13 protein-coding genes are annotated in these 18875 nt (G+C 35.8%); all 13 read right to left on the bottom strand.

Going from position 1 to position 18875, the window contains the following annotated elements; all coding sequences use genetic code 11:
- Positions 1–162: 162 nt before the first annotated feature.
- The gene (locus tag FQ608_RS16130; protein ID WP_158859270.1) at positions 163–1791 is read right to left on the bottom strand and encodes a GNAT family N-acetyltransferase; all 1629 of its coding nucleotides are present in this window, start codon (positions 1789–1791) and stop codon (positions 163–165) included.
- A gap of 113 nt (positions 1792–1904) precedes the next feature.
- Positions 1905–3023 (bottom strand): GNAT family N-acetyltransferase, encoded by a 1119-nt coding sequence (locus FQ608_RS16125; protein WP_158859269.1) that lies wholly within the window; start codon positions 3021–3023, stop codon positions 1905–1907.
- A gap of 570 nt (positions 3024–3593) precedes the next feature.
- Positions 3594–5246 carry a GNAT family N-acetyltransferase gene (locus tag FQ608_RS16120; protein WP_158859268.1) on the bottom strand — a complete coding sequence of 551 codons (1653 nt, stop codon included), beginning with the start codon at positions 5244–5246 and terminating at the stop codon, positions 3594–3596.
- 15 nt (positions 5247–5261) lie between these two features.
- The gene (locus tag FQ608_RS16115) at positions 5262–6848 is read right to left on the bottom strand and encodes a GNAT family N-acetyltransferase (protein ID WP_158859267.1); all 1587 of its coding nucleotides are present in this window, start codon (positions 6846–6848) and stop codon (positions 5262–5264) included.
- 17 nt (positions 6849–6865) lie between these two features.
- A complete protein-coding gene (locus tag FQ608_RS16110) occupies positions 6866–7918 on the bottom strand; it encodes a DUF354 domain-containing protein (RefSeq protein WP_158859266.1) in 1053 nt (350 codons plus the stop codon).
- A 20-nt stretch (positions 7919–7938) separates the two neighbouring features.
- Positions 7939–8868, bottom strand: coding sequence for a glycosyltransferase family 4 protein (locus FQ608_RS16105; RefSeq protein ID WP_158859265.1), 930 nt, complete (start codon positions 8866–8868; stop codon positions 7939–7941).
- Between the two features lie 4 nt (positions 8869–8872).
- Positions 8873–10021: a glycosyltransferase family 4 protein gene (locus tag FQ608_RS16100; RefSeq protein WP_158859264.1), complete on the bottom strand. Its 1149-nt coding sequence runs from the start codon at positions 10019–10021 to the stop codon at positions 8873–8875.
- Positions 10022–10038: 17 nt separating this feature from the next.
- A complete protein-coding gene (locus FQ608_RS16095; RefSeq protein WP_158859263.1) occupies positions 10039–11169 on the bottom strand; it encodes a glycosyltransferase in 1131 nt (376 codons plus the stop codon).
- 2 nt (positions 11170–11171) lie between these two features.
- Positions 11172–12455: an O-antigen ligase family protein gene (locus FQ608_RS16090; protein ID WP_158859262.1), complete on the bottom strand. Its 1284-nt coding sequence runs from the start codon at positions 12453–12455 to the stop codon at positions 11172–11174.
- Positions 12456–12459: 4 nt separating this feature from the next.
- Entirely contained in the window at positions 12460–13215 is a 756-nt protein-coding gene (locus FQ608_RS16085; RefSeq protein WP_158859261.1) for a hypothetical protein, read from the bottom strand.
- A gap of 6 nt (positions 13216–13221) precedes the next feature.
- On the bottom strand, positions 13222–14685 hold the full coding sequence (locus FQ608_RS16080) for a hypothetical protein (RefSeq protein WP_158859260.1): 1464 nt from the start codon (positions 14683–14685) through the stop codon (positions 13222–13224).
- An 11-nt stretch (positions 14686–14696) separates the two neighbouring features.
- Positions 14697–16232 carry an MATE family efflux transporter gene (locus FQ608_RS16075; protein WP_158859259.1) on the bottom strand — a complete coding sequence of 512 codons (1536 nt, stop codon included), beginning with the start codon at positions 16230–16232 and terminating at the stop codon, positions 14697–14699.
- A 196-nt stretch (positions 16233–16428) separates the two neighbouring features.
- Positions 16429–18861, bottom strand: coding sequence for a GumC family protein (locus tag FQ608_RS16070; protein ID WP_158859258.1), 2433 nt, complete (start codon positions 18859–18861; stop codon positions 16429–16431).
- Positions 18862–18875: the final 14 nt, after the last annotated feature.

Below are 18875 nucleotides of genomic sequence, written 5' to 3'. Positions count from 1 at the left end.
AGGTACCCAGTTTATGTAAAAGATATAACTACTGAGTAATAAAAATACCCATCTGAACCTATGCGGAAAGGTAAAATACATCAGCAAATTGTTGGAAAAAACAACAAGAAACAGAAGGAATTAAACAGCTTAATGATCGAATATCCCTCTTTGAATTAATGCCTAATTATCCACAGTGGCTCCTATCCTAGTAGAGGAATTACGCTTGTCAACCCTTTCGTTTAATTCCTCTCCAATTTTTCTAATCACAAAATTTCTAAATTGATCAGCATCCTTTTCCCGTGTCGGATGAACATACATTTTTATAAAATCAGGAGGAGTACTTGAGCAGGAGTCCGCATTTGAACATATTTCGGAGGGAAACCTAGATTCTCTCCACACGCAAAATAAAAGCCTATTATCTTCACAAATGGTATAGGGAACTTGGCCTTTTTCAAGCCTTTTCAATGCATCTTCCATAAACTCCCTCGGGGTGCAAAGTGTACCTATGGCTTCAAAATGCAAAAGATCCCCAATTGAGTCCCTTTGGATATTTAGAAAGTTTTTGTTATCAGATGATTGCTTCGAAATGACTCTTTTTCCAAGCCATTCATCGTTCGCTCTCTTACTCGCCAAACTTCTTTTAAAATTACTTAAAAGTCTATATCGCGATGCCAATTTAAATTTTTCCTTATATACTTCCAGTATTCTTTTAGTTTCACGAAGTTGGTATTCATTTACGCCAATTTTTTGAAAAAATGGCTTTAAATTATTTCTTATAGAATTTGCTAGCTTTCGTATTAAAATAAAGGAGGGGCTTCCAAATTCTAAACGTGTAGCAGTAGAAAAATCATTTGCCAGCGTACTCTTATAGGGATCAGACCCGGGAGTGAGATCAAAAACCTCAAAGTGTTCATCACTCAAAAGAAGGCCTAACATAAGAAAATGTAAGATCCCAGGCGAAAATTTGGAATGCTTTGGTGAATGTGTATTCATTCCTTGAAGGTGGACACATTTGTTTCCGATGGTACCTACATTTGAAGCAATGATTTCTTTGCCCACGGTAAGAATAGTTACATGCAAGATTCCTTTTCTAAATAAAGAAAGTAAAAAAGGTTTTGGTAATGGCGAATCCTGAAATGTGGTAGAATTATAAACCGCACGCTTCCGAAAATCATTTTGTACAGCCAACTCATCAAAAATATTTTCAAATTCCTGAAAATCAGTAATTCTCTTGATCTTTAAATCTCCTAACCTTTTTAATCGGTTGATCTTTTCTTTCTTATTTTTCTTTTTGAGTTCGGCTTCTAAATGTTCTGGGTTAATTTTCATAATGGGATGGGTACTGCTTTTCAAAAAAATTCTCCTTTTCCAAAATGTATCATCTTTGCACCATTCCAAAGACAAGTTTTCAGGTATGTAATTTAAGGTAAGGGTATAACCTGGAAATTCCTTGGAGATTAAGAGTAGCGATTGTTTAATAAAATAGTCAGCACTTTCCTCAGAAGTAATCCATAATTGGTATTCAGCATGATGTAAACCTGCACCTGCCAATTGGCTTTTGTTTGCGATGCAAAGCGGGAAAAAACCTAATAGTGTGTTATCTTGGGATTCCCATGTAATTAAAATGGGCGTGTTTTCTGCTTTGAAAATCTCATACCAAGGGAACACAAAGTCATAACTCTGGTAAACAGTCGCCCAGGGGCATTGGAACCAAAGTTTTTTCCAGTTATTCAAAAAATTTTCTGAAGCCATTTTGTCAAAAACTTCAGTCCCTTTCAGGATTTTCACTTCATCATTGAAAAACTCCATATTTACAAAATAAATTTTAGTTTTTTATGGTTTGATCCAGTCTTCCTATTTTAGAGGAAATCTTGATACATTTGAATGAATTATTTCTTCCGATCGAAACACTTCTCAACCATTTAAAGTATTTCTTTGAATAGTTGACTTTTTTTCTCGTCATGCAAAAACAATACTTCACTAATATTGTATTTTGAATATATAGTGTTACAAACGGATCTGAAAAAGGAAACAAGTTGCTCTTCAGTGGTGTCCGGGTGGAAATAGAGGTTTTCTAAAGTGTGGGAAGTGTTTTTACAATTAATATCATCCTTGACAGGTCCATTTTTGGTCTCCTTTTTCTCAAAACTAATCATGGCAACCATTTTTTCATCTTTAGTATGGCTAAAAATGACTTTTCCATTTCCCATTTCATTCATTACGCTTTCCATAAATTCCCACCTTGACAAATTTCCTTTTGTTTCTTCATATTTTAACAAGTCAGACAAATTATTTTCCGTTATAGACAATTGGTCAAATTTTTTATCTAAAGGAAGAGACAGTCGCCTGGGAATTAAATTTTCCTTTTTCCAAAGTGTGTTCAAACGCCGCAAATTCCATTTCTTCTTAAGAAGATATACTTTTTTCTCTAAAAGCAATTCTACTTTCATAGGCTTAAATCCCAGTTTAATCAAAGTACTGTGGATATTTTTCTTTAAAAATCTTTTAATATAAAATTGCCGATTTTGGGTTAATGTAATGGTATAAACCCAATCATGATCGGTGGCCCATCTCTCCTTATATTCATCGAGCCCAGGTGTTAAATCAAAAACTCCTCTTTCCTTTCGGATTAAATCCCCCAATAAATAAAAATGAAGAATACCAGGGGAAAATTTCCCGTACGCAGGAGAGTGGGTATTTACTCCTTGAAGGTGTACCCATTTTTTATCAGACGCCCCAATCATTGAGGCAATGATTTCATCGTCTATTTTCAGTAATGTCACATGCAAAAGTCCTTGTTTAAATAAGCCATAAAAAAAATTCCTTTTATTGGGATTTTCAAGGAATTGATTTTTATTAAACATGGCCCCTTGCCTGAAATCAAATTGTGCCATTAACGTTTCAAAAGAAGTCTTAAATTCATTAAAGTCAATAATTTTTTCAAACTTGACTTTACCAAGTTGATTTAGTTTCCTGTATTTGTTTTTAAACTGCCTTTGAAGTTTTAATATTTGATCAATTTCTGGAGAATTGGTATCCATCAATGGCCTTCGAAACCTTTGAATAACCAATTTGGGTTTTAAGTAGGGATCCTCAGATAACTTTTCAGAAAAAGATTGCTTAGAAACAAATCTGAGAACGATATTACATTTTGGAAAAACCTGAAGCAGCGCATTAAATGTATCAATGATAAAACTATCCCGATTTCCAGATGTGGTGATCCAATCCTGATATTCAGACTCAAATTCTCCAGCTCCAAAAATTTTTATCATCTTGTCTGGAAACTCTATATTTCCCCTAGTGGCCAAGGTTAGTAATCCACTCATCTCTCCGGTGTAATTTGTACTTAACGCGATGATTGGGGTTATCTCATTTTCAAATGTCGCATACCACGTTGATACAAATTGTCGCTTTTGAAATGCTGTAGACCAAGGGCAATCTGCATACAACTGATCCCAGTTTTTTTGGAACCAAATTGAAGATATCATTTCCTTGGCCTTTTTGCCACTTAAAATGTTTACTTCTCCCACCTTTAAATCATCGGGAATAAGGATACTATCTTCAACCGTAGCGTTCAGTGGTTTTTCCATGATAAAAATGTCAGCAAAATTTTAATTATTTATTAAAGCTTTGTTCGTCAAACACAAATTTTGGAGGCGTTGGATATTTTCATGATTATCCATATACTTTAGATCAACAATTCCTTCTTGCTGGCTGATTCTATAAAATACAGCTTTCAGAAATTGATCCAAATTTATCTCATCATGAAAGTAAAGGTCATTTAGCAACCAATCCGCTTTTTCCAAGCCATCAACATTTAATTCACCTAATTTCTCCCCATCTATTATCCAAATAAGGCCCAATAGCACATTCTTATTAGCCCAAGAATAACAGATATAGCCTATTTCGAATTTAGACATTGCACTTTCTAAAAATTCCCAGCGGCTAATTTTTCCTTCGTTAGAAGGATATTTCAATAAATCCTCTAAGGAATTTTCCATGATCTCTGTTTCAGGATGATCATAAGCAAATAACTTAAAGTCAGGAATTCGGATAATTGAAGGTTTCCTTTTCAAATCGCTCAAAAAATTTAAAATGCCGTTTTTCCTGAGACCCTTCAATCTGTTCTTAAAAATTGTGGATTGCTTTCTTATACTAAGTTCAATGCTCATGGGCCTGCGGCCTACACTTACCAAATAATCCTGAATTTTCTTTTTAATTTTCCTTTTAAATAAATAGGTATGACTTTGGGTCACTAATAATTCAAACACCTGATCAGAACTGGTGGCCATCCGTTCCTTATAGGCATCCCCTCCCGGAGTAAGGTCAAAAACATTCATGTCGTCCTTTACCAGTTGTTCACCTAAAAGGATAAAATGAACAAAGCCGGGAGAATGTGCAGCATAAAATGGTGTATGCGTATTTATTCCCCCCAAATGCACCCACCTATCTGTTTTTATCGCAATAATGGATGCGAGAATCTTATTTTCTAAATATAAAACAGTAGTGTGTAGTAAATCCTCTTTAAATAAAGCAAGCATAAAATCTCTTTTATGGGGCTTATTTAAATAAGAGATTTTATCAAACATGGCTCCTTGTCTGAAATCAAATTGGATGATTAATTCGTCAATAATTTCTTTAAAGGTTTCTAACGAAGTAATCTTCTTGAATTCAATTTTCCCTAATCGCTTTAACCGGTTTAACTTTAGCTTAAACCCTCTTTTTTTAAAAATTTTCAAAAACTCTGGGTTTTTCATTTCCATTAAAGGCCGCCTATAGGGTTGTAAAATGGATCGCTCATTCCATTTTGCAGATTGGTTCAGCCAGTTTAATGGCGTTAAGGATGGTATAAAACGGAAGACTAAATCATACTTAGGATAAACTTCAAACAAGGCTTCCAGCGCAGAAACGATAAATTCATCACCTGTGGAATTATCTTTCGATATCCAAGTTTGATATTCCGCTTCATAGCCCCCGGCACCTACTATCCTGGTCCGGTTATTTCTTAAATTCATGCTTGTGGAACCCGCTGCAGGAATGGCTAAAGTCAACAATCCCGTCATTTTTTCTAGTGAGGTTCCGATCACCATGATTGGAAAGAATTCTTCCTGATTATACTTGTACCAATTGGAAACAAATCCTCGGCTTTGAAAAGCGGTAGCCCAAGCACATGAATAAAATAATTGGTCCCAATCAGTGCAAAACGATGGAACCTCAAGTAGTTCTATCACTTCATTACCACTTAAAACTTTAACTGAATCCATTATTTGAAATTTTAATTAATGATAAAAATCTATTTCAGACAATAAAAGGATTTCCTTAGTACCAAATTCCTTTTGAATTAATTGTTGTGCTTGAAATATGAAAGGCTTTAACCCATCTTTTGCGTCTTTATGAAATACTAAATCATCTAAAATCACACTATTCTCTGGAACTGGCTCCTTATTCCGGCTAATTTCGATCTTAGAAGCATGCTGAAACCATGCAGCGATTTTTAGTTCGCCATTGCTGGTATAGGTGATTAGCTCTTTGCCATTTTCAAAGTTCTGCATTGCCGATTCCAAAAATTCCCACTTTGTCTGTGTGAAATTTTTACTTTCAAATTTGAGTAAATCTCCTATATTATTTCTTTGGAGGATAAACCCATTAGACCCGATTATTCCATTTTCTGGTAGGGAATGAAAACTTTTATTCCTTTTAACAATAGCGTTTCTAATTGACTTCATACCCACCGTCAGCACCCCCTTGTCCTTAACCTTGTGCAGCATTTTTTCAAGTTTCAACTGAAAGGATAGCGGTCTGATCCCTAGTTTAAGAAGACTATAGTGAAAATACTTTCTAATTTCTCTTTTGATTTTAAAGGTTAGTCTGGAGGTTACAACCATAGTGTTTACAACATCAAATTCCGTAGCCAATCTATCTTTATATGGATCATCACCTGGGGTAAGGTCAAAATATTTAACACCTTCACTTGCTACTTTTGTACTCATCAATAAAAACTGAATATAACCAGGAGAATATGCTGAATATTGAGGAGAATGAACATTTATAGCGCCTAGATGAACCATATCGCCAGATGATGTTACAATTAAAGCTGCGATTATGCTGGTCTGAACCTGAAATATTGAGACTTTAATTAGCCCGTTTTCAAACAAAGAAATCAGAAATGCTTTGTATTCGGGGTTTTTCGAATAGGGACTTCTATTAAACATCGCTCCCTGTCTAAAATCATAAAGTTCTACCAGTTGATCAACATATGATTTGAAAGTATTGAGGTCTGTGACATATTCATGCTGACCTATTTGCATCAATCGGTTTACCCTTTTTCTGTTTCTTTTAGAAATGGAAAAGTTTTCTAGGTTTATAATTGGCCTTTTAAAAGCGTGTAAAATACATTGAAATCCTTTTTCATGCTGGGTCTTTACCCAGCCCAATGGAACCGAAGGGGGAAGATTACGCAGCAGAATGTCGTTCTTCGGGAATTTTTCTTTAATCATCCTAAGTGCATTCACGATAAAAAAATCACTGTTTTCCAGGGTAGACAGCCAAGTTTGGCAATCAGATTCTCCGTGACCCGCAAAAACGATAAATAATTTACCCTGCCCATTCCTTTTAATTGACATGGTCAAAAGTCCGGCTAATTCATCCTCTTTCTCAAATTTAACTAAAATAGGAAGGTATTTATGAGTGAAAATACTGTACCAGTTCTTGACAAATTCACTGGATTGGAAGACCGTGGCCCATGTACAGGTATCGTATAATTCCTTCCACTTTCTTAAGAAAACAGGATCCTCAATGAAAGCGGTAACTTCCTCGCCTATCAATAATTCTATCTTTGATTGAGTATTGAGTGTGATCAATTCCATTTACTTAAAAGCTGACTTTAATTTGCATATGCCTTAGAATCATATTTCAGAACCTCTTGAATCATAAATTCGGTTGTATCTAGACTTTGCTCCAACAACTCAATCCTTTTCTTCGCAAACTCCTTTTTATTATCTGGTTGGGACAGAATAGACACCGCTTTGGAAATAGCCAAATCCTGATCGGCCAGACTTTCCGAAAAATTAAAAACAAGCCCAAATTTCCTTTCTTCTTCATCCGTATAACCTCTGCCATCGTCATCCATGAAAATGGCTGGAGTACCCAATACGGCAGCTTCGGAAGCCATGGTAGCACTTTCTCCAAACAGTAGACTGCTATAGAACAAGGCATCATGCATTCGGTCAAATGGAATTTGAATTCTAAAAGATTCCAAATCTTCGGGCAGTGGTGATTCCGAGGAAATAAACACTTTCGCAAATGGTTCCATTGCCTTCACCGCACGCCGTTTGTTTTCCATGGTCATACCAAAATGGCCAAAATCATGGGTGGCTTCCCAAGAAACAAAGCGAATTAACACAAATTGTTCACCTTCCCCTATTCCTAGGCGTTCTAAAATAGACGGATTAGGTTTGAAATACTTAGGATGAAGATAAGCCAGTTCCATATAACTATTAAAACGTATATGCTTGTCACCAAGCGATATGCGGTAACATGCTGGAGTAAATATTTTCGATGCAAATGGTACCGTTAATTTGTGATGGAGGTTAGCATGTTCCGTATCACTGAAAACCAAGGAGGTTTTCCCCATTAATCTGGCCACCTGGGAAGGGTAGGGATGTAAAAAATTCAAAAATAAGTCTGGTTTAACCTTTCTGGCAATTTGAAATAATCTATAATTGGCATATAACATATAAAGAATTTTCCCAACCTTCCCACTTTTCCCCTTTCCCCTGTTCAGGTAAGAAAATCCATATAATTCTAAGAGTTTTTGAGCCATTTCCTTATTTCGGGCAACAAAAATGATCTCGTGACCCTTGCTTGCCATTATTTTAGAAAAGTTCCTGAAATAATGTACGTGAGCAGGATGATTTATATCAATTATAATCTTCATCAGGAATTACATAGATTAACTTATACGGATCGATAAATCTGGAATATTTCGGCTGCAATGTTCTTATTACTAAAACGAGTGAGAAGCGGATTTCTATTTTTAATCCTAGCGGGGCTATTTGATAATTCTTGTAATACTTCAACATAATTTTTGACCCGCTTTTCCACCACATAACAATTATCAATTCCTTTGCAAATGGATTTTACTTCTCCTACATCATTAGATATAATGGGCAGTGAGTTAAGAATGGATTCCTTTATTATTTGGGGACTTCCCTCTCTAAAACTGCACATTAGCATAGCATCTGCTGCCTGCATTAATTTGGTAAGTTCAGCTCTATTAAATCCCTTTAATTCAAAAAAATGAACATTTTTCTTTGTTATATTCTCAAATTTTTTCATAATTTTCAAGGCAAAATCCGGATCCTTAACTTTTCGGTCAAAGCTGCTGCTAAACAGAACAATGAAATCCATTTCTCCCCAACCCTTTTCCATCCTGACCATTTCCCGGTAATTGGTGACGATGTCGATGTCGATTCCGCAAGGAATGATAGCGTATCTTTGGCTGAAAAACTTTTCCATCTGAGTGGACACCAAAATGTTAAAGGCAGAAAATTTGGAAGCCAAAAGGGAAAAATACCGCTCGGATAATTTGTTAATGTCACTACCATGAAAGGTAATAATGATTTTTTCCTTTCTGAGAAAAAAAAGTTTTGTAAATATTACTGGCAAAGCCGATAAACCATAATGGACATGGATAAGGTTAATAGTGTTTTTCCTGAGAAACTGTACCAGCCGGAATGCAGCAAGTAAGTAACCTCGTATTCCGCCTTTTTCAATAAAAAAAAACTGGATTTCAACCCCGAAATACTCATGAAGGGAGTTGGCCTGTTCTAAAATAAAGGGCTTTGCCAATCCATTATAAGACCTACATACAAAAAGTACTTTCATTTAGCTATTTGATTTTTTTTGTGAAAATTAGTTCTGGTTTGATGTTTTTCAGTTGGTGAAAAACCATATTATAAGATCTACCCATTTTACTTAATGAAAATGTTTCCTCAATAATTTCCCTACCCCTATTTCCATAAACACGGGACTTTTCAGGATCATCAATAAATGCTAAGACCAGCTTCGTGATTTCCTCTACCGAATTTCCAACCAAATACCCATTATAGTTATGGGTAATTAGTTCAGAATTACCTCCTGCATCGCTGGCAATAACTGGTTTTGCCAAAGCCATATATTCCATGATAGCATTGGAAATACCTTCTCCAAATGGAGAAAAAAGAACTCCAATATCGCAAGCGTTGACCACGGCTTCCACTTCATCAACTCTTCCAGCAAAAATTAAATTTGGGCTTTGATTCACTATCTGCTGAATCTCACGGTACATCGGATCGTTGACAAAAAAACCTCCCATTCCGAGAAAAGTAATGTCATTTCTTACCTTCAATATGGCATTGGCCACTTTCAAAAACAGAAAATAATCCTTATTGGGAGAAATGGTAGCTGTCATGACAACTAAGAATGGCGTGTGAATGCCGTATTTCTCCTTGATATTAATCTTGGAAGGCAAATTTTCAAATCTATCTAAATTTATGCCGTTTGATATGACTAGGGATTTTTGAAGAGGGGGGTTAAAAGCGGACAATCCTGCCCTAGAATTGGCAATAATAATGTGGGAAAACCGAAAATTAATCCAATCTAGTATTTTACTCCCAAAACTTCTTGAACTATGAGGGTGGGCAGAGGTAATTTGACTGTTTACCAAACTTGCTTTACAAAGCACAGTTGAGGGAATAGCATAGAAAGTCTGCATGGAGCCCCAAGTATGGATGATGTCTGGCTTAAATTCCCGACAGATTTTATAAAATTTATAAAAAATAGAGAAATCATTTTTTTCAAAATTTTTCCGAATAAAAACATGGTCAATACCCAGGTTATAAAAATAGGAATAATGTACCTCATTAAGGGTCATTACTACCTTAATATCGAAGATTCCCAAGGGTTTTAGGTAAGCCAGTAATTCCAATAATCTTCTTTCTTTTCCTCCTGCCCTCAGCCCTCCAATGAAAATTAATAATTTTATTTTAAAAGGTGCCATAATAAATTGGAAAGTGGTTAAAGCTCCTTTTCAAGGAAATCCAGTAATTCCCTTGAAAGCTTTTTATAGTGGTGATGTTGGTTGACGTAGGTTTTACAATTGGATGCCATGATTTCCCTGCAACTTTCAGTGGTTTTTTCCAATTGTTTTTCCAAATCTAAAGCGTCATGGTAAATAAGGCCGAGTTTATTGTTCAGGATGATGTTGTCAGGGTTTACCTTGGTACTGGAAATGATAGGCGTGCCTGCGTACATCGATTCAATAAACGTATTGCTAAACCCTTCGTAATGGGACGTATTCAATAAAAATTTGGCATTTTCCAAAAAGGGTAACACTTTAATTCTGGGTAAAAAACCGACAAATGATACGTTTGGAAGCGCCTTAAGCTTTTCGATCGACAAGAGTGTTTCTTGATCTGTCCCTTCAAGTAGCTCTCCAGCAATGCGAAAGTTTTCTTTGCTTAATAAGGAAGCGATTTCAAATAATTGAGACAGATTCTTCTGGTACTGAAATAATCCTACCCAAGCGATATAGTCTTTTGCAGCAACTATTTTAGATGGCTGATATTCAATATAAAAGGGATTGAATATTTTAAGGACTTTCTTTTTGGGAAACCGTTGTTTGATTTTTTCAAATTGATAATTATTTTGGCATAATATACAATAGGACATTTTAAGCCCCTGATTCAAAAAATGAGCTTTTAACTTAGAAGTATTCTGAAAGATCCTATGATCCACTAAATTATCATTTGAGATCCTCTGGATTAATTTCACTCCTAATAAGGAACAAGCTATTCCAAATACAAATGTGTGCCAACTGGGGACTGGCAAGTATAAATAATCTGGTTTTAAACTTTTTAGCTGTCTGAATATAAAGGGGATTCTGTAATAAATCCATCTAACCCATCTTATTCCTTTATCTGCATCAAACGTATTGTGAATTTCTAATTGGTGAGATGCTGCTTTCAACTTTTGACTTTCATTGAAATGGGTAACCAAAATTACCTTTTGGCCAATTTCCATTAGACCTTTCATCCATCCGTACGCTTGCACTGCAGCTCCACCGGAAGGTTTTTCCCGCTCAATTAAAAAATTAATCACTTCATAATCATGAAATAGAAATATATATTTTCCATTTTTCTGCTTCATTTTTATTTCAAAATAGGTCTTGAATGTTTTATGATAGCTGGCGTAACAAAACTTTTTGTCTTTCGAGTGGCTCCTTTGGTCATCGGTAGATTAACTAAAAGCATCATAAAAATAAAAGTCCCTATATTAGTATACCTTCCTGTGATAGTATAGATTAAAAAAATGATACTGCAAAAAAACAATATTGACCAATCTACCCTTTTTCTACATCTTTTAAACCCTTGATAAATAGGTGTCACCATCATCATTAAGTATAGCACAAAACCTAAAATGCCCATGGAATGGACAATATTGGTAATATCAGCATGCAATGTTCTCGATCCTAAGACCCCCTTGCCATAATTTCCACCACTGTTAAACAGTTCGTATCCTATCCATGGATCATATTCTTGATAGACAAACATATCTTTATAAATCAATTCATATTCCAAAAACCTCTTTTCCTCATGTAGTTCCCTACTATCAAGGTCACGCAATTGATACCTTTCTTCGAAAAGACTCAAAAAATCAGTATTATATGCCACAATGGCACCGGCCATTATTGAAAAAATGGTGAAAGCAGCTATGGTCTTAAAGTTTTTGGGAGTTAAAAATATGTATAAAACAAAAGCAATACCGATCACGCTCAGCCCCATAACCGATCTTCTTAATGATAGGAGTACAAATGCTAAGGCAATGGCAAATACCAAAAAGTAGGAAATATTTTTTTTATTCATCACCTTTAATAAAACCACGAAGAGTGCCATAGGCAATACGTTGAAATCCGTTGCATACAAGTTGCCATAGAGAATCCCGCTGGTAATGCCATACATGGCAAATGGTGCATATCCTGCATAAGAAGAAAAGACCACATTTAGAATAAAAAGAATGAGTAATATCATGCTTGAAACTACTAATTCATTGAATATTATATGGCCCTGATATTTACCATAGATGGAGCTAATCAGAGGGATCAGCAAAAAAAGCCAAATAACACCGAAAATAAAGGGCCTTATGGCCACAATATCCTCGGATTTAGGAATGAGGAATATGATTAATAAGATTAGGAGTAAAGAAAAAAAATTATATTGAAAAAATTTAGGATTGTTAAATATGAAAAAGCCTAGCATACCTGAAACAATTAAGTATGAAGGGAAAGCAGGAAGGATCGGAGTCACAATAATCTGAGCAAAAAATATTGGGGGTAGATAGATGACAGCCAGTTCTCGTTTTGAATATAAAATATATACAGCAAAGGCCATTGTGGCCAATTCTACGGTTAAAAAAAAGAGCTTTAAGGCGTCCATCCTGTTATAATGTTCTCAAGAAAGTATTGGTTGCCTCCACTTTTTCTTCCAAAGGCACAGACCCGTCCAGCTGTAGAATTTTCACCCCTCGGCCCTTTAACTTGTTCAATATAGAATGTATTAAAAATCTCCATTGATCGATGTCTGATAATAATTCCTCATCCTCTTTATTGAGATGAGAGGCTATTACTTTCTTCCTTTTTTTAATTCTTTCCAATATAAGGGCTTTATCCTCAGAATTGATAGCAATTACCGCATGGGGTAGGGGAAGATAGGACATGTATTGGTTCAAAATATCTTCCATTAATTGCTGATCTTCAAAAACCAGGAATGACTTTTGGAAAAAGCCTTCTTCAATTAAACAGGGTACAGGATGTTTTTTCTCAATGATAGCTTGATACCTACAGAAATCCATAAAAAGCAAATAGGCAGATCGGAATTTTCTATCCGGAGTATTGTGGAAAGGTGAACCAGAGAGGTGATCCCAACAAAAGGACGCAAATTTTTCATGATTCTCCATAAATCTTAAGCCAAATTCCATTGGGATACTTTTTAGCCGGGATTTGCCAAATATCATTCGGTACCTTTCCTCCATCCATTCGATGGGATGATTAATACTGGTGTTTTGTGGAGCCAGTAGAATTTCCATGGGAATCCAAGTATTCCCCCGCCCATGTTTCCTGCATACTTCTGCGTATAGTTTTGATTTCCCTATGGCAGGCGGGCCTATTACTTCTACAATTTTGGTGCTATCAATCATAGAGTCCTACAGATGCTTCCATATGATTTGCTGTACATCAAGAAGTACTTCGGGAAAAGGTCTGTCGGCATCAATGTCAATCATTTTGGCATTAGGAAAATTAACCATTGATATCAACTGGCATTTTTTTCTAATAGTGTCCTGATCGTGTCCGGGTTTTCTACTGATGGCTACTTGAGGGGAAACATTCAATTTAAAGACAACATCAATGTTGTAGGTTTGAATCTTTTCAAATTGATTTTTTTCCCATCGCGACATAAGGCTATTTTTGCCATCATGAAGCATGGTACCATCATTTATTCCAGGTACTTGTAATTGCGGAAGGCGATCACAAACGATTACACTACCTTTTTTCTTAAGGTTTGAAGCCAATTTTAACATATTCGCTTTTTTCTTACTTCTCAAGACAAAAAAACTACTCCCAAGGGACCTTCTTAGAATATTACCTACAAATCCTTCTTTATATATGAAATTATCTAAAAAAAACATGTGTCTTCTTCCACATTTTATAAATGGCTCCTTGCCAAAATAAAAATATTGGGTATCAATCTTATAGGATAACCAATTAAGGATTTCGTTGGATAATGTGCTTTTTCCGGAACCGTCACTTCCTACAAAGGCAAATATTCTACCACCACTAACCACCCTTTTTTTGAAGCTAAAAGGGCCCACCCAAGGATTCAATTTCCCCATTAATTTAATTTTGACTCGGTAAATTAGAGACTGGGAGACTGATAAGTACCAGTCTTTCTGGTAGAAACCGCCGAGCTGATTGTAAAAATGTCGTGCAATTTTTTCTATGGCGTTATGATTTGGGTCGTGGACAATATCATCCACCATTTTTTCAAAATTGTAAGGTATTATCAGGTTAAGTTTCTCGCAAATAGCCTTTATTTTCGTAACCTCCGAAGCCTGGAGAAGCGATTGAAGCTCTTTATTCATGTGATCTGGAATATTCTTCACCCTCTTCACCCTTTCCAGGGGAGGCATTTTGGCATAAATTCTTATAATTAAAATAATGACTTCCAATTCGGGAATCGGAATTGGCCAGCCTGACCGTGAATCAATGGTCAGGTGGTCAAAAAATATCTCAGTCCAGGGAAGCCTTAAATGTTTGACATGTTTGATACCAGTAACCAACGAAAAATGAATATGTAGATGGAGAAATATACCAGTTTCTTCATCCAAACAAATCCAGTCCTCCACATCTTGGTATGTACCCCAGGAAGGACTTCGTAATCTTTTACAGCCTAGTTCTTTCATGCAATTTGCAAAGGCCTCTTTACAAATTGGATGAATCAGTAGGTCCAGGTCAGTCTGTCCATTAAGCGAATCTATAAGTCTGCAATTGCTTTTCCAATGGGCATACTGAATGCCAAAATAAGTTAGCCCTTTTCTTAGTCTGATCGATTCCTTGGTCACTTCAGTTTTGTTTTTTGAAGGGGACATGTTGATAAGCTGGTGGATCATTTCAATATCACCTATTTATTAAATAATTCAATTCTGTGGACTGCATCAAGAATTTCCCGGCGTTGCAAAGTTTTCATTCCAATAAACCAGAAAACGGCCGCAGCTATTAAAATGGTGAACGTACCTAAAGCCAGAAGCATCTGCCAACTGGAAACGGTAACGAATTGACTTCCATAAGTTGCTACTCCAAAAAACAACCCCGAAATCAATAACGGTCGTCCATTTACTGAAATAATGTCCAACGACTTGATGGACATTTGTCTTTTGAGAATCATAGGATATCCAAAGGTTATTATTAATCTTCCTCCTAAAATGCTGAGGCATAGCCCGATGATTCCGAATTGATTCACCAGCCAGAATGCGAGGAAAAACGTTGCTATCGAGGATAAAACAGAATAGATTACTTTCTTCTTCAGATTTAGGGAAACATTAATAATTAAACTGTCCATTTGAAAAAAAACAAATTGAAGTCCTATTAGCAATATAAGTAGGTTCTCTGTTGTACCTGCGAAAAGGTCCATACCCATCCAAAGCTCGATAAAGGATTTATTGAAAAGAAGAATTGATGTCCCTATGGAGAAAACGAAAAACCAGTTAAGACTAGAAATGAGATTTCTAGCCTTTTTTATTTTGTCAAATTCCTTCTTACCGAACAGACCGCCAATCCCAGGTATTACGCCATTGATCACCGCATTAATGATCCCTTGCAAAGCATAGCTAGCAAACATAGTAATGGTATATTGAGTTACGAATATGGGACCGGCAATATATCCCAGGATAATTTTATCACTACTCAACAAGAACATTTTAGACCCGGTAAAAGCCATGAACCAACCACTCAACTTCCCGTAAGAAATTAAGCTGGCCATGTTAGTTTTCCCAAACCCAAACCAGGGAACATTTATTTTAACAATGTAATAAAAGGTGATCCCGGTAATACATGCCAGAAATATTTCAATAAAAGAAAGTCCAATTAATCCGTAACCATTAGTGATGGCTACAATTTTCAGCCCACCACCCACTGCCACTATTCCTGCTCTGACTCCCATTCTTTTAAACCCCAGGTTCATCCCACGGAGTACAGACTCAAACATATCGAAAACCTTGTGGATCACCAAGGAGAACATGAGTAGAGAACAAACTATCCGGACGAGGTCATAGTACTTTTCTCCAGCTTTGGTAACAATAGGAGCATACCAGACTATGATACCCCCTATGATTAAAACGATCGGCAAAATCAATAAAGTCACGACAAATGCTGATGTCACTTCCTTCCTTAATTCGCTATCGGAGTGGGTATCCCTATTTTTGGCCACAGACCATTTCAAAACTTGGGTTGCTCTGGTATCTGCCATATTTGCAAAGCCTGTCATTTGAATGAGCATTTGCCAAATTCCAAATAGCTCTCCACCAAGCCCCCTGACAATAAATGGACTTACAACAAACCCTACTACCTGTACCACTGCGTAATCAACAATACTGGTTACAGAATTGAGAAAAGCATGTTGCCTCAGGTTTTCACTAGGTTTCTTTACCTTTGATTCCATTTAATTTTTTCTAAAACAACCATTCCTTTTTTGTCATTAAATACAGCTTCGCCTGGTCAGTCCCAGTAACGGAGCTTAGCTTCAGTGTAGAATAGTGAGAAATGAGTTGGATTAGGAGAGGGTAAGAATTTCAAAATTTCACCATAAGGGGAAACCCATAAATTTAAGCGGTATACCAAGGGTATACTAAATAAAGTCACATAGCTGCCCGACCTCTTATTGACCTGATGATTTTTTTAAGAAAGAAACTATTCTTATGATCCTCCGTATAATAGCCATATCCATAACCACCATAATTCAGGTTTTTATTCTCAACATCATTAAAAATCGCGTAAAGGTTTTGTATACCTTTTTTATTTTTTAAATTATTCAGGTCTTTCAGCATAGAAAAAGTGCTGAATTTGTACCTAAACATATACAGGCATATATCCACATACCTAATCAATTCTAAAGTCTCACTCACTAAACCTACAGGTGGGGTATCAAGAATGATGACATCATATTTCAGTTTAAATTCATCAAGAAGATCCCTAAATTGGCTCTTTAATATCAATTCTCCTGGATTGGGTGGGATGGGGCCTGCTTTAAGGACATCAAGGTTTTCGTAGGGTGTAGATTGGATTAAATTTGCAGCAGATTTTTCTTGAGAACTTAAATACGTAGACAAGCCATTATTATGGGTAAGTTTAAATTCTTTATATGGTTTAGGCTTATGAAGGTCACAATCAATTAACAACGTCTTTTTGCCATTAAGAGAATAAGATGAAGCCAGATTCAGGGCACAAAAGGATTTTCCTTCACCTGAAATACTAGACGTCACAGCTATAGTAATTTTTTGTTCCCGAGGGATCAACAGGTAAATATTCGTTCTTAATGACCGAAAAGCTTCAGATGTAGCGGAGTTAATTTGATTTAAAACCACTATATCAGAATTGGAACGATTTTGGCCGATTCTTGACAGTGTCGGCACTTGAAGAACTTCTTCTGCTTCCTCTAAATCCGAAATTTTCAGGTTAAGCATGTTGATCAATACGATTACACACAATGGTAACAAAAACCCAGCTGCTAGCGCCAACACTAAATTTGTGAGGGATTTCATACCTAAAGGTAGGAACTCAGGTATAGCATATTCTATGATTTTATTTCCAGTCGAACTATTGGAAAGCGAAATGGCAGATTCTGCTCTTCGCTGAAGCAAGAAATTGTAAATATTTTCATTCAACGTGAACTTTCGTTGAATACGAAGTAGATTCTGTTCCGTAACGGGTAGTTTACTAAATTCGGCTTCCAATTTTTTTAGCCTGGTTTCCTGTTCTTTAATGGAAAAATTTATATTGTTATTTAAATTTTTAAGTACTTCCCTCACCGAGATAGTTATTTCCCTTATTTTTTTAGAAATATCTAATACATATAGTGATGCCTCAGTTTGAGTCGCAAGTAGCCGAGACTTTTCTGTCTGAAAACGAATGAGATCCTGAATCAGTTTGTTTAAAATTGGGTCCTCTATCCCAATACCGGAGGGCATGATGATCTCATTATATTCCTCGTTCAGTAAATAATTTTCCAGATTTTTATAATAATCCCTTTTAAATTTCTCTTGGCCAAGTTCTTTTTCAAGATCGGAAATGCCCTTGAAAGCACTTATCCCTTCTGTTTCAATGTCGTAAGTTTTATTTGAACTTCTAAAATTTTGGAGGCTGGTTTCAATGAATGACAAGGAATCAGAAACGCCAGAAATCTGAGCATCAATAAAATCAATAGTTGATTTGGCAAGATAAGACTTTTGTTTTAACTCATCTTCTAAATAGGCCTCCATCAAGGTGTTAATATAATCACTCCCTTTTTCAGGGTGATTGGTAATTAAAGACAATCCTAATATAGAGGATCCGGTAACATCAAGCGGCCAAATTTGGAAGTTATCCCCTGTATATTCATTCAGAAGGGTATTTAGATCCTTAAATTTTATGAATATTTCCTCAAAACTTTCTTCACTGATCTTTTCAATTTTAAATCTGGTAATCGGTAGTTCTATCCATTCCCCATATTTAATTTTTAGAATTTGCGTCATGGTATTGGACACTCGCTCCTTTTTCGTAGAATTGGGAGAAACTAAGGAATATTCATCTTCTTGAAATTCCAGAAGAAAGTCCTCATCACTGTTCCAGCTTATTTTGATTTTGCCATTTACTATCTGCGGATGTTCCCAGTCTACTACAGCTAGTATTGGACTATCTTTATATGCTTCGGTAAAAATAAAATTCCCTTTTTTATAATATTCTATGTCCAAATTCATTCTATCTAAGACCATTTTTGCAATTGGCTTAGATTTCAATATTACCATTTCATTGGATAAACTGTTCCCCGTGGAGTTTTTTAAATTGCCTCCTTTACCTGTCAAATCCAATAAGGACAGCGTACTTAAATCTTCCTTAATAAAAAATTTACCCTCAACCTTATATTGGGGATGTGTGAATTTGTTTTTAAAATGGGCCAATCCAAGTGCAGTTATCATCGAAAGCAAAAAAATGGGCCAATATTTGAGAAATTTCAGTAAAAGACTTTTTATATCAAATGATTCTGGACTTCCACTTTCATTAAAATAATCCGAACTTTTTTCAAGATGATTCATATAAGCTGCTACTT

Source organism: Lunatibacter salilacus (genome assembly GCF_009797935.1).
Classification (GTDB): Bacteria; Bacteroidota; Bacteroidia; order Cytophagales; family Cyclobacteriaceae; genus Lunatibacter; species Lunatibacter salilacus.
The sequence above is the reverse complement of the archived record's forward strand: the minus strand, read 5'-3'. Positions and strand labels throughout refer to the sequence as shown.

Excerpts from the sequence above, each read along its gene's own strand:
- FQ608_RS16100 (WP_158859264.1), bottom strand. The coding sequence starts at position 10,021 with ATGGCACCTTTTAAAATAAAATTATTAATTTTCATTGGAGGGCTGAGG.
- FQ608_RS16090 (WP_158859262.1), bottom strand. The coding sequence starts at position 12,455 with ATGGACGCCTTAAAGCTCTTTTTTTTAACCGTAGAATTGGCCACAATG.
- FQ608_RS16110 (WP_158859266.1), bottom strand. The coding sequence starts at position 7,918 with ATGAAGATTATAATTGATATAAATCATCCTGCTCACGTACATTATTTC.
- FQ608_RS16115 (WP_158859267.1), bottom strand. The coding sequence starts at position 6,848 with ATGGAATTGATCACACTCAATACTCAATCAAAGATAGAATTATTGATA.
- FQ608_RS16120 (WP_158859268.1), bottom strand. The coding sequence starts at position 5,246 with ATGGATTCAGTTAAAGTTTTAAGTGGTAATGAAGTGATAGAACTACTT.
- FQ608_RS16105 (WP_158859265.1), bottom strand. The coding sequence starts at position 8,868 with ATGAAAGTACTTTTTGTATGTAGGTCTTATAATGGATTGGCAAAGCCC.
- FQ608_RS16125 (WP_158859269.1), bottom strand. The coding sequence starts at position 3,023 with ATGGATACCAATTCTCCAGAAATTGATCAAATATTAAAACTTCAAAGG.
- FQ608_RS16075 (WP_158859259.1), bottom strand. The coding sequence starts at position 16,232 with ATGGAATCAAAGGTAAAGAAACCTAGTGAAAACCTGAGGCAACATGCT.
- FQ608_RS16130 (WP_158859270.1), bottom strand. The coding sequence starts at position 1,791 with ATGGAGTTTTTCAATGATGAAGTGAAAATCCTGAAAGGGACTGAAGTT.
- FQ608_RS16070 (WP_158859258.1), bottom strand. The coding sequence starts at position 18,861 with ATGAATCATCTTGAAAAAAGTTCGGATTATTTTAATGAAAGTGGAAGT.
- FQ608_RS16085 (WP_158859261.1), bottom strand. The coding sequence starts at position 13,215 with ATGATTGATAGCACCAAAATTGTAGAAGTAATAGGCCCGCCTGCCATA.
- FQ608_RS16095 (WP_158859263.1), bottom strand. The coding sequence starts at position 11,169 with ATGAAGCAGAAAAATGGAAAATATATATTTCTATTTCATGATTATGAA.
- FQ608_RS16080 (WP_158859260.1), bottom strand. The coding sequence starts at position 14,685 with ATGATCCACCAGCTTATCAACATGTCCCCTTCAAAAAACAAAACTGAA.